This window comes from Nakamurella panacisegetis (assembly GCF_900104535.1).
Taxonomy (GTDB): Bacteria; Actinomycetota; Actinomycetes; order Mycobacteriales; family Nakamurellaceae; genus Nakamurella; species Nakamurella panacisegetis.
The window spans coordinates 3,818,702-3,834,298 of record NZ_LT629710.1; the positions used below are offsets into that span (position 1 = coordinate 3,818,702).

15 protein-coding genes and 1 pseudogene are annotated in these 15,597 nt (G+C 66.6%); 9 read left to right on the plus strand and 7 right to left on the minus strand.

From position 1 onward, the window contains the following. Nucleotides 1–35: 35 nt before the first annotated feature. Nucleotides 36–995: a helix-turn-helix transcriptional regulator gene (locus BLS97_RS17170; RefSeq protein ID WP_197676239.1), complete on the minus strand. Its 960-nt coding sequence runs from the start codon at nucleotides 993–995 to the stop codon at nucleotides 36–38. A 131-nt stretch (nucleotides 996–1,126) separates the two neighbouring features. Between BLS97_RS17170 and BLS97_RS17175 the strand changes: the two genes are divergently transcribed. The 7 genes and pseudogenes from BLS97_RS17175 to BLS97_RS17200 all read left to right on the plus strand — a co-directional run bounded on the left by BLS97_RS17175 (nucleotide 1,127) and on the right by BLS97_RS17200 (nucleotide 6,635). Further along, nucleotides 1,127–1,501, plus strand: coding sequence for a nuclear transport factor 2 family protein (locus BLS97_RS17175; RefSeq protein WP_090478105.1), 375 nt, complete (start codon nucleotides 1,127–1,129; stop codon nucleotides 1,499–1,501). A 146-nt stretch (nucleotides 1,502–1,647) separates the two neighbouring features. Further along, nucleotides 1,648–2,475 carry an alpha/beta fold hydrolase gene (locus BLS97_RS17180; protein ID WP_090482513.1) on the plus strand — a complete coding sequence of 276 codons (828 nt, stop codon included), beginning with the start codon at nucleotides 1,648–1,650 and terminating at the stop codon, nucleotides 2,473–2,475. Continuing rightward, a complete protein-coding gene (locus BLS97_RS17185) occupies nucleotides 2,468–3,049 on the plus strand; it encodes a TetR/AcrR family transcriptional regulator (protein WP_090478110.1) in 582 nt (193 codons plus the stop codon). Before BLS97_RS17180 ends, BLS97_RS17185 begins: the two co-directional genes overlap by 8 nt. Next, nucleotides 3,042–3,194: pseudogene (locus BLS97_RS24545) on the plus strand (hypothetical protein); the annotation flags it as partial. The gene BLS97_RS17185 and the pseudogene BLS97_RS24545, both read left to right, overlap by 8 nt. Before the next feature lie 52 nt (nucleotides 3,195–3,246). After that, complete coding sequence (locus BLS97_RS23920) at nucleotides 3,247–3,456, plus strand: DUF4260 family protein (protein WP_231988158.1); 210 nt, start codon at nucleotides 3,247–3,249, stop codon at nucleotides 3,454–3,456. 243 nt (nucleotides 3,457–3,699) lie between these two features. Continuing rightward, complete coding sequence (locus BLS97_RS17195) at nucleotides 3,700–5,331, plus strand: M28 family peptidase (RefSeq protein WP_172832294.1); 1,632 nt, start codon at nucleotides 3,700–3,702, stop codon at nucleotides 5,329–5,331. Nucleotides 5,332–5,447: 116 nt separating this feature from the next. Next, a complete protein-coding gene (locus tag BLS97_RS17200) occupies nucleotides 5,448–6,635 on the plus strand; it encodes an alkaline phosphatase family protein (protein WP_090478117.1) in 1,188 nt (395 codons plus the stop codon). A gap of 30 nt (nucleotides 6,636–6,665) precedes the next feature. On the opposite strand, the gene BLS97_RS17205 is transcribed toward BLS97_RS17200, so the two are convergent. From BLS97_RS17205 to BLS97_RS17225, 5 genes are all read right to left on the minus strand, one after another. Next, nucleotides 6,666–7,676: a glycoside hydrolase family 26 protein gene (locus BLS97_RS17205; protein WP_090478120.1), complete on the minus strand. Its 1,011-nt coding sequence runs from the start codon at nucleotides 7,674–7,676 to the stop codon at nucleotides 6,666–6,668. Nucleotides 7,677–7,907: 231 nt separating this feature from the next. Continuing rightward, entirely contained in the window at nucleotides 7,908–9,191 is a 1,284-nt protein-coding gene (locus tag BLS97_RS17210) for a multidrug effflux MFS transporter (protein ID WP_090478124.1), read from the minus strand. A gap of 239 nt (nucleotides 9,192–9,430) precedes the next feature. After that, the gene (locus tag BLS97_RS17215) at nucleotides 9,431–10,255 is read right to left on the minus strand and encodes a helix-turn-helix transcriptional regulator (RefSeq protein WP_090478129.1); all 825 of its coding nucleotides are present in this window, start codon (nucleotides 10,253–10,255) and stop codon (nucleotides 9,431–9,433) included. A 9-nt stretch (nucleotides 10,256–10,264) separates the two neighbouring features. Beyond that, on the minus strand, nucleotides 10,265–11,026 hold the full coding sequence (locus tag BLS97_RS17220) for an SDR family oxidoreductase (RefSeq protein ID WP_090478132.1): 762 nt from the start codon (nucleotides 11,024–11,026) through the stop codon (nucleotides 10,265–10,267). Between the two features lie 551 nt (nucleotides 11,027–11,577). Next, nucleotides 11,578–12,522 carry an NAD-dependent epimerase/dehydratase family protein gene (locus BLS97_RS17225; RefSeq protein WP_090478136.1) on the minus strand — a complete coding sequence of 315 codons (945 nt, stop codon included), beginning with the start codon at nucleotides 12,520–12,522 and terminating at the stop codon, nucleotides 11,578–11,580. A 129-nt stretch (nucleotides 12,523–12,651) separates the two neighbouring features. Between BLS97_RS17225 and BLS97_RS17230 the strand changes: the two genes are divergently transcribed. Then, a complete protein-coding gene (locus BLS97_RS17230) occupies nucleotides 12,652–13,578 on the plus strand; it encodes a LysR family transcriptional regulator (protein WP_090478141.1) in 927 nt (308 codons plus the stop codon). A 72-nt stretch (nucleotides 13,579–13,650) separates the two neighbouring features. On the opposite strand, the gene BLS97_RS17235 is transcribed toward BLS97_RS17230, so the two are convergent. Beyond that, nucleotides 13,651–14,259 carry a TetR/AcrR family transcriptional regulator gene (locus tag BLS97_RS17235; RefSeq protein WP_172832295.1) on the minus strand — a complete coding sequence of 203 codons (609 nt, stop codon included), beginning with the start codon at nucleotides 14,257–14,259 and terminating at the stop codon, nucleotides 13,651–13,653. 77 nt (nucleotides 14,260–14,336) lie between these two features. Between BLS97_RS17235 and BLS97_RS17240 the strand changes: the two genes are divergently transcribed. Then, nucleotides 14,337–15,530, plus strand: coding sequence for an epoxide hydrolase family protein (locus BLS97_RS17240; protein WP_231988159.1), 1,194 nt, complete (start codon nucleotides 14,337–14,339; stop codon nucleotides 15,528–15,530). The last annotated feature ends 67 nt before the right edge of the window (nucleotides 15,531–15,597 follow it).

Genomic DNA, 15,597 nt, shown 5'->3' on the forward strand with positions numbered 1-15,597 from the left:
GGCACGGGCTGCACCGGTCGCCGGTTCGGGCTCGCTCACTCGGCGGGGAGGGCTCCGGCCAGCCGGTTGACGAACGATTTGGCCGCGTCGATGAAGTCCGGCGGTCCGAGGAGTTCCATTGGCTCGTCCAGCAACGTCATCCAGATCAGGAACGTGATCGACCACGGCCCGACAGTGCTGACCAGACAGGAGTTCTCACCGTCCGGTGCAACGGTGACCGAATCGGGCGCGACCCGGCCGCGGATTGCCGCGGCGGTCGCCTGTACCCGGATCCGGGCCGGGGCGGCGTCGAGCCCGCCGCTGCGGCCGGCGCGCGCTTGCACGAAAGCAGCCGGATCGCCGCCGGGCACTTCGCGGGGGCGGCCTCGGTCGGCCCGGCGGACCTCGCCTCGAATCCGGTCCAGTCGGAAGACGCGCCAGTCCTGTCGATCGAGATCGAAGGCGACCAGGTACCAGTTGAAGCCGCTGTGCACGAGCGCGGCCGGCTCGGCGTACCGCTGGGAACCGGCACCGGCCGTGTAGGCGAACCGGACTCGCTGCGAGTCTCGGCACGCTGCGGCCAGCGTGGCGAGCACCTCGACGTCCGTTGACGGGCCGCCCAGCGGCACGGCCGAGGTGGCGGCACCGAGGGCCCTGACGCGCTTGCGCAGGCGTTCCGGCAGGACCTGATCGAGTTTGGTCAGGGCGCTGACGGAGGTCTCCTCGATGCCGGCGATCGACGTGGCGGCGACCGTTCGCAGGCCGATGGCGACGGCCACCGCCTCGGCGTCGTCGAGGAGCAGGGGCGGCATGCGGGTTCCGGGGGCGAGTCGGTAGCCGCCGGCCACACCCCGCGTGGCGTGTACCGGGTAGCCGAGCTCGCGGAGCTTGTCGACATCGCGACGGATCGTCCGGGGATCGACGTCGAAGCGGTCGGCCAGTTCCTGCCCGGTCCACTCCCGCCGGAGTTGCAGCAGGGACAGCAGAGCGAGCAGGCGAGCGGACGGGTCGAGCACGGATCTCCTTTGGGTGACGCAACACCCCGGCATGGACATTTCTCAGCATGGACGCAATTCAGGACGTTAGATGTCCGCTATCCGAGTGAGACTGGCGCCGGTCAACACCAGACAACATCGAGGAGAGTCACATGACCCACGGCACCGCACTGACGACCGCACTGGCCTACTTCCAGGCATCGGCAGCCAAGGACATCGATCACGCCATGAGCTTCCTGGCGGACGAGATCGTCTGCGACGCGCCGGCCGGACGCATCCAGGGCGCGGTCGGCTACCGGGCATTCCTGGAGTCGTTCTCCAAGCTGCTGAAGCATTCCGAGCTGGTCGCCTCGTTTGGCGATGATCACGAGGCGATCCTGCTCTACGACAACGACACGGTCCCGGTGCCGAGTGCACCGTCGGCCGGCCACTTCACTGTCGTCGACGGCCGGATCACGCACATTCGCTTCATCTTCGACCGAGTCCCGTACGAGGCAGCGGCTCGTGCGGCCCAGGCGGCGAACTGACGACGTCGACTACTCCGGTGCCGTCGCTCTCCCGAGCTATGAGCGCCACGGCTATGGCATTGCACGTACAAGCTAGTACATGTAGCTTTAGGTCGACACCAACTCAGGAGTGAGATCAGCACCAACAGATGGAGAACGGATCCGACATGAGCAACAGCATGAGTAGCGGCACGGAGATCGGCATCCTCACTCGTCCGGACGGAGACGTGGCGTACGAGGTCGACGGCGACGGGCCGCTCGTTGTGTGTGTCCCGGGGATGGGGGAGTTGCGGTCGAGCTACCGCTTCCTGGCGCCCGTCCTGGTTGCCGCCGGATACCGGGTGGCGTCGATGGATCTGCGCGGTCACGGTGACAGCAGCGCCGAGTTCGACGGCTACGGCGACGAGGCCACTGCCGGCGATGTGACGGCACTGATCGAGAAGCTGGGCGGACCGGCCTTCGTCGTCGGCAACTCCCTGGCCGCCGGGTCGGCGGTGCTGGTCGCGGCCGCTCGACCTGAACTGGTCGCGGGGCTTGTCCTGGTCGGCCCGTTCGTTCGGCCGGCCGCGGCGTCGGCCCTGCAGCGCCTCGAGTTCCGGATCCTGATGGCGCCGCTGTGGGCGCGCTTGTCCTGGAATGCCTACCTGCCGAAGTTGTACGCCGGCCGGAAGCCGGATGACTTCGCGCAGTACCGCGCCGATGTCTCGGCCGCGATGAGGAAGCCAGGTCATGCCAAGGCGTTCTCACTCACGACTCACACCAGCCATGACGCCGCCGCCGACGCCCTCAGATCGGTGACCGCCCCCACGCTGGTGATCATGGGCGAGGCCGACCCGGACTTCCCCGACCCCGCGGTGGAGGCCCAGTGGATCGCCGACCAGCTCAAAGGCACGGTCCTGATGGTGCCCGAGTCGGGTCACTACCCACAGGCCCAGCGACCGGATCTGGTCGCTCCGGCGATCCAGACCTTCATCAGCGGTGTGCGTCGTGCCTAGGGCCGGACTGACGACACTTCGGGTGGTCGAGGAGGCCGAAGCGGTCGCCGACGAGGTGGGTCTGCCCAACCTGACGCTGGCCGCCATCGCACCTCGCCTCGGCGTACGGATGCCCAGTCTGTACAAGCATGTCGCCGGGATTGATGCACTGCGGCGCCTGCTGTCCATCCGTGCCAAGAACGAGTTGGCGGACGTCTTTGCCCGGGCGGCGGCCGGAAAGGCCGGCGCGCAGGCACTCACGGCGATGTTCGACGCCGCCCGGAACTGGGCCAAGGCCCACCCCGGCCGGTACGCGGCGACGGTCCGCGCTCCCGAGCCAGCCGACGAGGAGGATGTGAAGGCGAGCAATGCGATTCTCAACATCGCGCTGGCCGGACTGGCCGACTACCGCCTGACCGGCGATGACGCGATCGATGCGGTCCGGGCCCTGCGTGCCACTCTGCATGGTTTCGTCAGCCTCGAACGAGCCGGCGGCTTCGGGCTCCCCACCGATGTCGACCGCAGCTTCGAGCGCGTCATCGCCGCCCTGGCCCAGACCTTCAAGTCTTGGCCGGCGACCACGAAGGATGGTTAGCGTGCGCGCCGTGCCCAATCCGGACAGCGATCCGGCCGTGACCGGAAAGCCCCTGCGGTGGCTGCGGAGCGAGGCCGTGGTCGAATTGCTGGCCGCGCTCCTTCTCTTCGGAGCGACCCACCAATCGTGGTGGCTCGCCGTACTGATTCTGACCCCCGATCTGTTGATGATCGGCTACGTGGGCGGCACGCGAATGGGTGCTGCCTGCCTACAACTTCGCGCATTCGCAGGGCCTGCCGATCCTGATGTGCCTGGCTGCTCTGGAATGGCATCACCCGCTGATTCTGGCGATCGGCTTGTTGTGGCTCGCCCACATCGGCCTGGACCGGGCGATGGCCCTGGGGCTGAAGTACGACACTGATTTCCAGCGCACCCATCTTGGCGGGCCACAACGACAAGCGGCCTGACCCGGCCCGCCGACGAAGGTCGAACGATCGTCTCGCGGTGGGCATCGTGCCTCGTCGAACTGCACCATGAATTGGCGCGACCGCGGTGCCGGGATGGGGATGTGCGCCCATTCGGCCGTATGTCGGAATATGTGCAGCGGTAGTAGCATCCGAGGGCCCCGTCGACAATGACGTCGACGGGATCTCCGTCAGCGAGGGAGCATCACGATGAGCCCAGGAATTGGACGACGTCGAGGATGGCGGATGGCGCTGGCCACCGTCGCCACGCTGACGGTGGCCGTCGGTCTGCCCATTTCCGCCTCGAGTGCCTCCGCGGCAACCTCGAACGACGCCAACCCGACCGCGTGTGCGCACCGGGTCAACAACACCCCGGAGAAGTTGGTCGCCTGCGTCACCAAAGGCGACCTCTGGGCTCATATGGTCAAGTTTCAGCAGATTGCGGATGCAAATCCAGGTCCCGACGGCCATCCGTCCCGTAATTCGGGGGAGCCCGGGTACAAGGCCTCGGCCGACTACGTGGCCCGCGTGATGAGAGCAGCCGGCTACCGCGTAACACTGCAGGAGTACAAATTTCACTACTTCAGCTTCGTCGGAACGCCGGTGATGCGGGACGAGTCGACGGGGCATTCTTTCGGGCTCGGTACAGACTTCAACCCTGCACACGTTGCCGGTTCGACCACCGCGAAGGTGCAACCCGCCGGCGGGATCGTGGTCCCGGCGACGCCCGCTCCCAGCTCCGCCAGTGGCTGCCAGGCCTCCGACTTCGCCGGGTTCGTTCCGGGCAACATCGCTCTGATCCAGCGCGGCACCTGCACCTTTGCCCAGAAGGTGGCGAACGCTGAGGCCGCCGGTGCCTCGGCAGCCATCATCTTCAACGAGGGTAACCCCGGTCGAACCAGCCTCTTCAACGGCTCGCTTGCGGGCACGGAGCAGATTCCGGTCCTGTTCACGTCCTATGCCGTAGGTACCCAACTCCTGGCGCAGTACGTGCCGGGTTCAGCCCCGGTACTCACCGTCGACGTCAAGCTCATCGACGACCCGAACCGATCCGATTGGAATGTCATCGCCGACTCGAGGGGCGGTGACCCGAACAACATCCTGGTCATCGACGCTCATCTCGATGCCATTTATGGAGCCGGCATGCTCGACAATGCCTCCGGGTCGGCGGCGATCCTCGACATTGCGCAGCAATTGAAGAACACCAACACCCGCAACAAACTGCGCTTCATCTGGTTCGGAGGCGAGGAACTCGGGCTGCTCGGTTCGAACTACTACGTCAGCAACCTTGCCGCGAGCGAGTTGGCGAAGATCAAGTTCGACCTGGATGCTGACGTCCTGGGTACGCCGAACTACGTCGCGGGCGTCCTTGACCCGAAAGACGGGGTCAATCTGTTCGGACGGACCCCCGGGACTCCGATGTCGCCGAGTATCTGGGCTCCGTCGGCGATCGGTCGCGACTACGGGATCGACTACCTCAACTCGATCGGTAAGAACCACATCCTGTTCTCCGCCGACGGCACCGATGCCTTCGTGTTCCAGCAGGCCGGAATCCCGGCCAGCGGCGTCCTCACCGGCCAGGACTGCTGCAAGCTTGCCTCGGATGTCGCGCTCTTCGGTGGCTACCAGGGCAACTTCGAGGGCACCGTGCCGGGTGACGACGGTGGCTGCGTGGACAATCCATTCCGCTGGTGCGACAACATCGGCAACAACGACCCCGCCGTGCTGACCTGGATGTCAAAGACGTTCGCCAACATGGTCGGCCACATGGCCTATGACACAAAGGTCTTCGACTCAACCAAGAGCGGGGGCGGACACCTGAAGAAGAACTCAACCCCACGTGCGGTATCGCCGAGGAAGGCGCTGGTGAACAGCTGACCGGCCGCGCGGCCTGACCGATTCCGGTGGACTGTCGGTGCCGGGGTGGGTACGTACCCGGAGCCGGTACCGGGGCGACCCGCACACCGCGGGCCACTGGATGAGAAGGAGTTCCCGTGACGGCGATCCCCGGACACCGTGTCGTCGTCTTCCTCCAGGAGAACAAGACGCCCGACTTCTACTTCCCGACCATGGCGCAGTGGGGGGCCGCGGTTGCCAACCACGGCAACCTGCTGCCCGCCCCACCCAACTTCGACCAACCGCACGACCGTAACGCCTGGGTGCACTACGCCATGGGCGACTACCCGGCGCTGCAGGCGCAGATCGACAACGACACCGTCATCCCGTTGTACAGCTGTCTGGCCAAGGAATTCACCTTCAGTGATCACCACTTCGGGGCCGGGACGAACTCCACCCCCGGACACATGCTGGCCATCGGCGGGCAGACGCCCACTTTCAAGAATCCGCCCTTCGTCGGAACCGCCCCAGTCTGGAACCTTCCCTCGATCTTCACCACCGCCGACGCCGCCGGTGTGTCGTGGGCCGCGTTTCCGGACCAGAGCGGCTACCCGACCAAGTTCTACACATCCTTGGTCACCACCCCGGGCAACACCCACGTTCACCGTCCGGCCGAGTTCATCCCGATGGCCAAAGCAGGGACTCTGCCGCAGATCTGCTATGTCTGGAGTCCAGCCGGCTTCGACGAACATCCGCCCGCCACGAGCAACCCGACGTATGTCACCAAGGGAGAGAACCTGGTCTGGGACCGGATTCAGGCCGTCATCGACGGTGGCGGCTGGGACAACACGACCTTCATACTGACCTGGGACGACTGGGGCGGTTACGCTGACTCCGTTCCGGCACCCGTCATCGAGACGTTGCCAGATGCCCTGCACCCGGACGGCTTCACTGCGATCGGCGGGTCCCGGATCCCGTTGCTCATGTTCGGGGGCAAGGTCGCCCAGGGAATCGATCCGCAGTGGCACTCCCACGCCTCGATCCCGAAGACCATCATCGACGTGCTCGGCCTGCCGCCGATGGGTGTCGCCCGCGTCGATGGCGCTCCGACCATGGTCGGCCGGGTCGACTCCACTCTCACCCGGCCCGTACCCCCGATCCCCGGGACGGCGATCGTCCAACCGACCGCGCCGACTCCCACGCCGACGCCGATCGCACCGGCGCCCTGGCCCGGACCGCTGAACCAGCTCATGCCCGCGCTGAGCACCCTCGACGGCGCCGCGTTGCCCGCACCCACCGACGGAATCGTCCGACCGACCCCACCCAGGCCTCCGGTGCTGCGGTGACCCGAACGAGAGTCACCCTCACCAGAAGTGTCAGGCCGGACCGTTGAGGTAGGGCGTCATACCGGTGCTGAAGGCTGACGCGGACGCGCTGGAGCTGTCGATTCGCCAGTCGGCTTCCTTGTTGAAGTCGAACCACACCAATCCGCGAATGTCCGGCGCTGCGGCGAGAGTGCTCCACATGTCGGTGATCCATTGCGCCTTGTCGCCGCCGATCTCGGGAGTCCCGACCTCGCCGATGCTGATGGGGAGTGAGCTCAACTGGCGCAGTTCACCCAGGCTGGAGTTGAAGACGTCGGCGAAGCTGGTCCATGTCGACCAGGACTGCAGGGTCGACCAGTTGTAGCCGTCGAGCGCCACCTCATCGACATTGGCGGCGCCGGGAAACAGCTCCGAGAGTGGGGTGCTCCCGGCGTAAGAGACATTCGGGGACCAGATCCAGCTCACGTTGGTCGCGCCCTGCTTGGCGAAGACCTCCCGAAGGTGGTTCCACGCCTTGACATATGAGCCCGGAGCGTTGCCGTTGACGCTCTCGGCCCACGGGTACCAGGTGCCGTTCATCTCGTGGGCGAACCGCAATCGGAGCGGGTAGCCCCACTGGCGAGCGGCCTTCGCCCACTGGTTGAGGTAGCTGTCGAATGCGCCGGAGGAAATCCGGGCGAGACTGTAGGAGGGCTGGTTGATGCCGGCGGAGGGATCCCACGGCTCCCAGGTGATTTCCGGCGTCGCTCCCCAGGCCGCGACCTGGCGGACGCCCTGGGTCGGAAACGAGGGCTGTCCGGCCCACTGTTGGTACCACATCACGGTGGTGGGCTTGCGGCCGAGTTCCACAGTGAGGGCGTTGAGCGCGGTGAGGTCCGTCGGAGCGCCGGGCAACGTAACACCGACCATCCGGGGCGACGCCGTGGAGGCCGCGGCCACGGCCCGCTCCAGCGGCGCGAGAGCCGTGGTCACCAACAGCATGGCGGTCATCGTGGCCAGCACCGCGGTCAGCCGGCGCCCGACACGCGGTCGACGCTTGGCCGGGTCGGTGCGGTGATACATCGGAATCCTCTTCAGCGCTCTGTTGTCGCACGCGATTCCGGTGTTGTCGTCGCGGACTGTGATCCACTGTGCGTGATCTGCTGACTACATTAGGTGATCATGAGGCTCGAAAGCAAGAGCGCGCGCCGGGGGAGCGGGCCAGGGAGGAGGTCGTGACCTCCGGGTTCGCGGCCGCGGTGGCCGGTGGGATACCAGCGGGTGTCCGTCGAAATCTCGGCGTTCTCGGCCTGCTCACAGGGTTTTCGAGCGGGCGAGGCTGCGTTCTCGGGTGGTGGTGCGGCGCATAGCGGGTCGAATCGTGAACATGATGGCCACGACGACCATGGTCGCAGCGAGCATGACGGAGGCCATGGCGGTTGGCGATCCTTCCGGGAACAGCCCGGTGAGGGGTGCGGTCGCGGCGCCGATCCCGAACTGTGTGGCACCGATCAGGGCGGCGGCGCTGCCGGCTCGGTGGGCGTTGCGATCGAGGGCGACCGCGCTGATGGCCGGCAGCAGCAGGCCAACGGCCAGCATGTTCCCGACCAGCAGCAGAATGAGCGGCCAGACCCCTAGCCCGATCACCGAGGTGATGACCATTGTCGCGGTGATGACCAGGGCTCCGAGAACCGCTCCACGCAGGATCTGTTCGGGCGCTACCCGGCCCAGTAAAAGGCCGTTGAGCTGAGTCCCGGCGGTGAAAGTGACCCCGCCGGCGGCGAAAATGATGGCGAACTGTGTTGCTGACAGCCCGAATCCTTCTTGGAAGACGAAGCTGGCGGAGGAGACGTAGGTGAACAGAGAGGCCATGGTGAATCCGCTGAGCAGGGCCAGACCCAGGAACATCGGATTGCGCAGGAGCGCGCCGTAGGACCGGACGGCCGCCACGACGCCACCGGACCGGCGCAGGTGCGTGGGCAAGGACTCACGCAGCATGAAGATCGCGACCAGCTGGAGGGCCAGGGCGACTGCGGCCAGGGCGATGAACATGTCCCGCCAGGAACCCAGGCGCAGGAATTGGGCACCGACGAGGGGTGCCACGCAGGGTGAGACGCCGACGACCAGCATGAGCCGGGCGATGGCCTTGCCGACCTGGATGCCTTCGAATCGGTCACGGACGATCGCCATGGACAGCACCATCCCGGCGGCTGCACCGAGTCCCTGCAGGAACCGCAGCGCCGTGAGCAGCTGGACAGAAGTGACGAAGACGATGCCAACGGACGCGATGATGTACAGGCCGAGGCCGGTGAGCATCGGTTTGCGCCGGCCGATGGCGTCCGCGACCGACCCGAGCAACAGTTGCCCCAGAGCCAGTCCGATCAGGGTGGCGGTGATGGTGAGCTGCACGGCCGCCGGCCGGGTGCCCAGATCGGTGGTGATCTGAGGAAACGCCGCCAGATACATGTCGATGGTGAACGGTCCGATCGCGGTCAGCGCCCCGAGCAGCAAGATGAAGGTGCCGCCGATATGGGTCAGCTTGGCGGGCCGGTCGTCGAAATTTGTAGAGGTCGAGGTCGAGAATGTGGAACTGGCCATTGGTGACCCTCCTTGTGGTGATGGTCGAAGATGTGAGGGCCGCGCTGCGCCTTCAACTGTCAACCACCGGAAGCAACAGGAATTCCGAAGTCGCCTCGTTCCGGCGATCTGTGGCTTCCCTCACGCAGGACCTCATGGCCAACGAGCACAAGCTCCCGGCTCGTCTGGATGCCTCGACTGCGTTGCTCACGGTGCTCGGTGCGCCAACGAGGTGCTCTGTGCGCCAACGAGGTGGGCGATCAGATTGTCCTTCGAGGCTCGACGAGGGACGAAAGGAGTGCGAGCTTCTCGGCGCTCTCGCTGCCCGCATCGGCGTAGTACAGCACCAGCAACAATCCTTCGGTGGGAAGCTTGTCACGGTGCAGGTGGAGTTCGCCGACCACCGGATGGTTCACCGTGGTTGTGCCGCCGGTCAGCGCCCGCACGTCATGACGGGCCCACTGCTCCCGGAACCGACCGCTGGCCAGTGAGAGCTCGCCGACGAGTTCGATGAACCGAGGATCGCCGACGTTGTCACCGACCGACTCTCGGAACGCGGCGATGAAGTGGGCCGAGGACGCCTCCCAGTCCTTGTGGAAGACCTGCTCCTCAGGGTCCAGAAGCAGCGAGCGGAGCCGGTTCTCGCCAGGTCGCAGCCGTGGCGATAGGGCTATTGCCATCTCGTTGGCTGCGAGCACGTCGAACGCCCGCCCTTCGACGAACGCGGGCACTCCGACGGCAGCCAGCAGTTGGTGCAGCCGGGCCGGAACCCGCTCGGGAGTCCGGCGACGCCGCCGCGTGTGCGGCGTGACGAGACCGTGCAGGTAGTCCCGCTCGACGTCGTCGAGGCACAGCACGCGCGCCAGCGCGTCGAGGACCTGAGTGGAGGGATGGGCGTCGCGGCCACGTTCCAGCCGGAGGTAGTAGTCGGCGCTCATGCCCGCGAGCATCGCGACCTCTTCGCGGCGTAGGCCGGGTACCCGTCGGACCCCGCCGGACGGGATGCCGGCCTGCTGCGGAGAGACAAGCCCGCGACGGGCCCGCAGGTACGCTCCGAGCCGATTCGCCTCGATGTCGGCGGTCATACCAACACGTTAGGCCGGTGACCGGCCGGGCAGCATCGCCAGGGCCTGCGAGCGCTGTGCCACGAGATCGGCATAGGTGCCATCGCGCTCGGCCCAGCGATGCATGAGCACACCCTGCACGAGGATCTCGTGGGGCGTCGGGTCCTGGGCGAGCAGGCCCATGACTTCCGCGCCGTAGGCGTCCAGGGCAAGGGCGTGTGGATTGCCTGACCCCATATGCGTCGCCACCGCCGGCGGCACGAGCTCAGCGACGTCGACCCCGGTACCGGCCAGCTGGGCACGCAACGCCTCGCTGTAGGCGTGGATGGCCGCCTTGGTCGCGCCATATGTGGCCATCAGCGGGAACGGGAGGAATCCGATCCCGGAGCTGACGGTGATAATCGTGCCCCGCCCGCGTTCCAGTAGGTGCGGGGTGAACGCGTCGATGGCCCGGATGGTGCCCAGGAGATTGATCGCGATGGTCGTTTCGGTCGTGGTGAAGTGGGCCGGGTCGCGGAGGTCTTCGGGGCGGCCGATGCCGGCCATGGTGATGACCGTGTCAAGGCCGGGAAGAATACGCAGCACTTCATCGCGCGCAGTGATGACGGAGTCCGCGTCGGTGACGTCGATCTCGACCGTGCCGAGACCTTCGTCGGCGAGTTGCACGAGCAGGTCGGCGCGCCGCCCGCCGACGACGACGGCGCTGCCGGCGGCCCGGAACCGACGAGCTAGTTCCAGGCCGATCCCCGAGGTACCGCCAACCATGAAAACCGAACGAGAGGTGATATCCATGGCTCGACCGTAAGCGGGCGCGTCACACTGTGGGGAGGCCCTGCGAGGACCCCGGAAGCCCAGAGCCCGGCCAACTGTCGGTGACCGCAAAGATGACGGTGGGGTATCTGCTCAGCCCGATGGCGGAAGCACGGGCGTGCGAGCGTCACGGCCGCAGCACGTCCCGTCCGTCAGAGTTCCAGCGTGGAGTCAGTGAGTTGCCGGCGATCGCACAGAGCGAGATCGGTTGGCCGGCATCGTGGGCCGCGCTTCGCGCACTCGCATTCCCGTCAGGGCGATGAGCAGGTCGATCGCCGGGCGAAACCGTTCCCTGCCACGATCGGTCACGACGACCGATCGGCGTGGACACCTCGTCCAGCCCGGTCCGGTGGATGGACTTCCTGATCCGGCAAAACACTGATGACCTGCGGTCAGCAGCTCCCTGGTTTCTGCTCCATCGGGTCCGCGACAACGGCGGCAGTCATCAGGCGTGGCCAGCGTGGACTGGTTGGTCACGGACGGGTGGTCGAATTCGGCAGGTCGCACGGTGGCGCTCCTTCTCGGCTGCTTCTTCAGCGACCAGCGGATGTGGCCTCGGGGTGTCGGGACCGACGCAGCGTGTCCAGTGCTGCTGCCCGGGAAACGATGGGTCGGTAGCCGAGGTCGTTGACCGCCTTGTCGGTGCGCAGAGTGCAGGTCTGCCCGATGAACCAGCGGGCGGGCACCGGAACGACTTCGGCTGCGGTGTCGAGATCGATGTCTGGGATAGGAGTGTCGACGTCGTAGATGTCGAATACGGCCTGCATGAACTCGCGGAACTCGACGGGTTCCTGGTCGGTGACGAAGTAAGCCTGGCCCGGCTTGCCGTGCTGCCAACCCAGGAGCAAGCCCTCGACGGCGTTGTCGACGAAGGTGATATCGGTCGTGTGACGGCCTCCGTCGATCCACGCGAATTGCCCGGCCGCTGCGATGGCGGCGAAACCGTCGGTCACGGGGCTCCCGGCACCCCAGACGAATCGGGGACGGATCGAGACCGTGGTGAAGTCTTCAGTATTCGCGTCCAGCACGATGGTCTCGGCCTGCGCCTTGGCCGCGCAGTACGGTGCAGGCGAGTCCGGTCGCAGCGGTGCGGTCTCGTCGAGATCGACCAAGGGATCGCCGGCAAGCAGTGCGGCCTCGCTGCCACAGTTCACGAAGCGGGGAACCTTGGCCTCTCGTGCGACTTCCAGTGCGGCCCTGGTCCCGTCGACGGTCACCAGTCGGTGTCTCGCGAGGTCGGCGTCGAGGTTGGTCTCGGCCGCGAGGTGGAACAGCACCTGGCTGCCTGACACCGCGTCGCGCCAGGTGTCGGGCTCGGTCAGCACCCCCGGCACGGGCGTTGCTCCCAGGGCCGCGACCGTGGCTGCGGCCGTCTCGCTCCGGACGAGAGCTCTTACGTCGTGCCCGTTGTCGACCAGCCGACGAATGAGTACCTGCCCGATGAATCCTGACCCACCCGTCACGAAGACGTGCGCCATGTCGAACCTCCTGATGTGCGTTGTGTGCGAGGGCCCGGCTCGGGCGCCCCAGGTGGTTCAGCACCCTGCCGCGGCCAGAGCTTCCCATCGCAGGATTCATAGTTCTGAGCCATGCCATAAGTTCAGTGCATGGCATCCATCCGTGCGCTCGAGTGTCTGGTCGCTGTCGCCGACTGCGGATCGATCACCGAAGCCGCGCGACTGCTGCACCTGACCCAACCTGCCGTCTCACATCAACTGGCCGAGCTGGAACGGGAGACACGGACCCCGCTGTTCAATCGCCGGCCGCGCGGGGTGAGCCTGACCCCCGCCGGCAACGCGGCCATCCCGCACGCCCGTCGAACGCTCGAAGCGGCTGCGTCGGCGGTGCTCTCGGCCCGCGCGGTCGGTGACGGCACGGGTGGAACCCTGCGCGTGGCGTGCGCCCAGAGCCTCACCGTGCCGCTCGTCGCGCCGGTCCTGCGCGACTGGCACCGCCGGCGCCCGCACGTCGTGGTCAGCCTGCGCGAGTCCGCCGTGCTGGCCGAGTTGCTCGGCTTCATCGACAGTGGGGCGGTGGACATCGGGCTGCTGCCCGCGCCGGTCCCGTCGGGCTACGTGACCAGCAGGATCGCCGAGGAGGAAATTGTCCTGACGGCACCGGTCGATCACCGTCTGGCCCGGCCGGGCGATGTACGTCTGCAGGAGCTCGATGGTGTTGCCCTGGTGCACTTCGCACCGGACAACGGACTGCGCGACTGGTTGGACCGCTCACTGGCGGAGGCGGGGGTGCGGCCCGAACCGGTGATGAGAACCTCGATCACCACGGCTGCGCCGCAACTGGCCGCCGCTGGGATGGGCCTGTCGATCACGCCGGTCAGCGCGGTGAGCGCTGGCCTCCCGGCCAGTATTCGGTCGTTCTCGCCCCGGTGGGTCAGGCAGCTCATCGCGGTGACGCCGGCGCAGCCGGATCCGCTGTCCGCCTGTTTCATCGCTGACCTTCGCACCCGCGGAGTACGCGTTCCCCGCGACGTCGTCCGGCAATTGGCCGGCGCCGACCGCGACGCTCACCCGTGACCGAACCTGTACCGGTAGGGGGCATTCGGGGTGCGCACCGCCGGGCTGAACCGGGCCGCGGCCGCAGATTGCTCAGACCGAGCGCTGCAGTAGTGGCAGGAGCACGTGGTCGACAAGGCGTTCCAGGACAGGAGCGTCGGGAACGCCGCCGTGGAACAGCGTCTCGGTGAAGACCTGCGCAAACGCGAGTTCGAGTACGACATCGGATCGGTGGACATCGACCTTCTCGCCTCGCGATCTGGCCCGGGCGCAGATGGTGCGCCCGACGCTGTGGCTCCGTTCGGTGACTTGGGAGCCGATGAGGTCGCGAAGTGTGGCGTCGTCCCGGATTGCTTCGAGCAGCCCGATCAGTGACGGTCCCTGGCGTCCGACGAGGGTCTGCGCGATCTGCCGCACGGTCGCCAGGAGGTCCTGTCGGAGGGACCCGGTGTCGGGAACCTCGGGTTCGCTTCCTTGGGCCCGCCTGCTGAGTGCGTCTGCGACGATTCCAGCCTTGCCGGCCCAGCGACGGTACATGGTCGTTTTCGAGGATCGGGCTCGAGCTGCGATCGCGTCGATCGTGACCTTTTCGTAGCCGACCTCTCCGATCAGCTCGATCACCGCATCGAGAATGGCCTGCTCACGTGCGGCCCCCCGCAACGGCGATCCCGCGGGAACCGCTCTGGTGGCTGCATCTGACAAGAAACCTCTCCTCTCCGGCATGTGTACGATACCGTATCGTACGGTACTGGCCGGCGTCGACCCAGCACGACCCGCCGATGTGGACTCGCGAACAAAGAGAGAGGCACTTATCCATGGGCACGCAGATCACCCCCATCACCACGCAGGTGACCGATGAACAGATCGTTGATCTGAGAAGCCGCCTGGACAATATTCGCTGGCCGGAGGGCTCGACGGTCGCTGACACCAGCCAGGGACCGACGGTGGCGAAGCTGAAGGCTCTCACCGACCACTGGCGCCAGGACTACGACTGGCGCGCAGTGGAGGCCGAGTTGAACGGCTGGGGTCAGAGTCGGACCACGATCGACGGCCTGGACATCGACTTCCTCCACGTCCGCTCGCCCGAGGCCGACGCCCTTCCGTTGATCCTCACGCACGGCTGGCCCGGTTCGGTGCTGGAGTTCCGCAAAGTGATCGGTCCTCTCAGCAACCCCGCCGCGCACGGTGGTGACCCTCGTCAAGCGTTCCATCTGGTCATCCCGAACCTTCCCGGGTTCGGATTCTCCGCCAAGCCTGCCGAGACCGGCTGGGGCATCCCGCGAATCGCCCGCGCATGGATCACGCTGATGGACCGTCTCGGTTACGACCGATGGGGCGCTCAAGGGGGCGACCTCGGCTGCGCGGTGACCGACGAGATCGCGAAACTCACACCAGCCGGGTTCATCGGCTCACACCTGAACTTCGCCATGTTCGGCCCCACCCCGGACGAGATCCAGGACGCCACCACCCAAGAGCGCGCCGCTCTCGCGGATGCGAAAGACTTCTGGGACAACCTCTCCGGCTACGCGAAGGAACAACAGACCCGTCCGCAGACCATCGGCTATTCTCTCGCGGACTCACCGGTAGGGCTCGCGGCCTGGATCTACGGGATGTTCCAGGACACCTGCGGAACACCGGGCGACGCGGAAGGCTCCTTCACCCTGGACGAGATGCTCGACGACATCATGCTCTACTGGCTGCCGAACTCAGGCCCCAGTGCGGCGCGCCTGTACTGGGAGATGAACCAGTCGGGGTGGTCATCCCCGGCCCGGATCGAGGACCCGATCACGACCCCGGTCGGATTCACCATGCCGCCGAAAGAAGCGGTTCGACGGTCCCGTCGGCAACTTGAGCGACGCTACGCCGACGTCATCTTCTTCAATGAACCCACGGACGGCGGGCACTTCTTCGCCCTCGAACAGCCCGAGGTTCTGGTCAACGACGTGCGCGCCACCTTCGCGCTGCTGCGCTGACCGATCGAGCACCTTCATGAGCGCCCTGTCCTGGCTCAAGCAACCGGCCGCCAGGCGGCCCGAAACA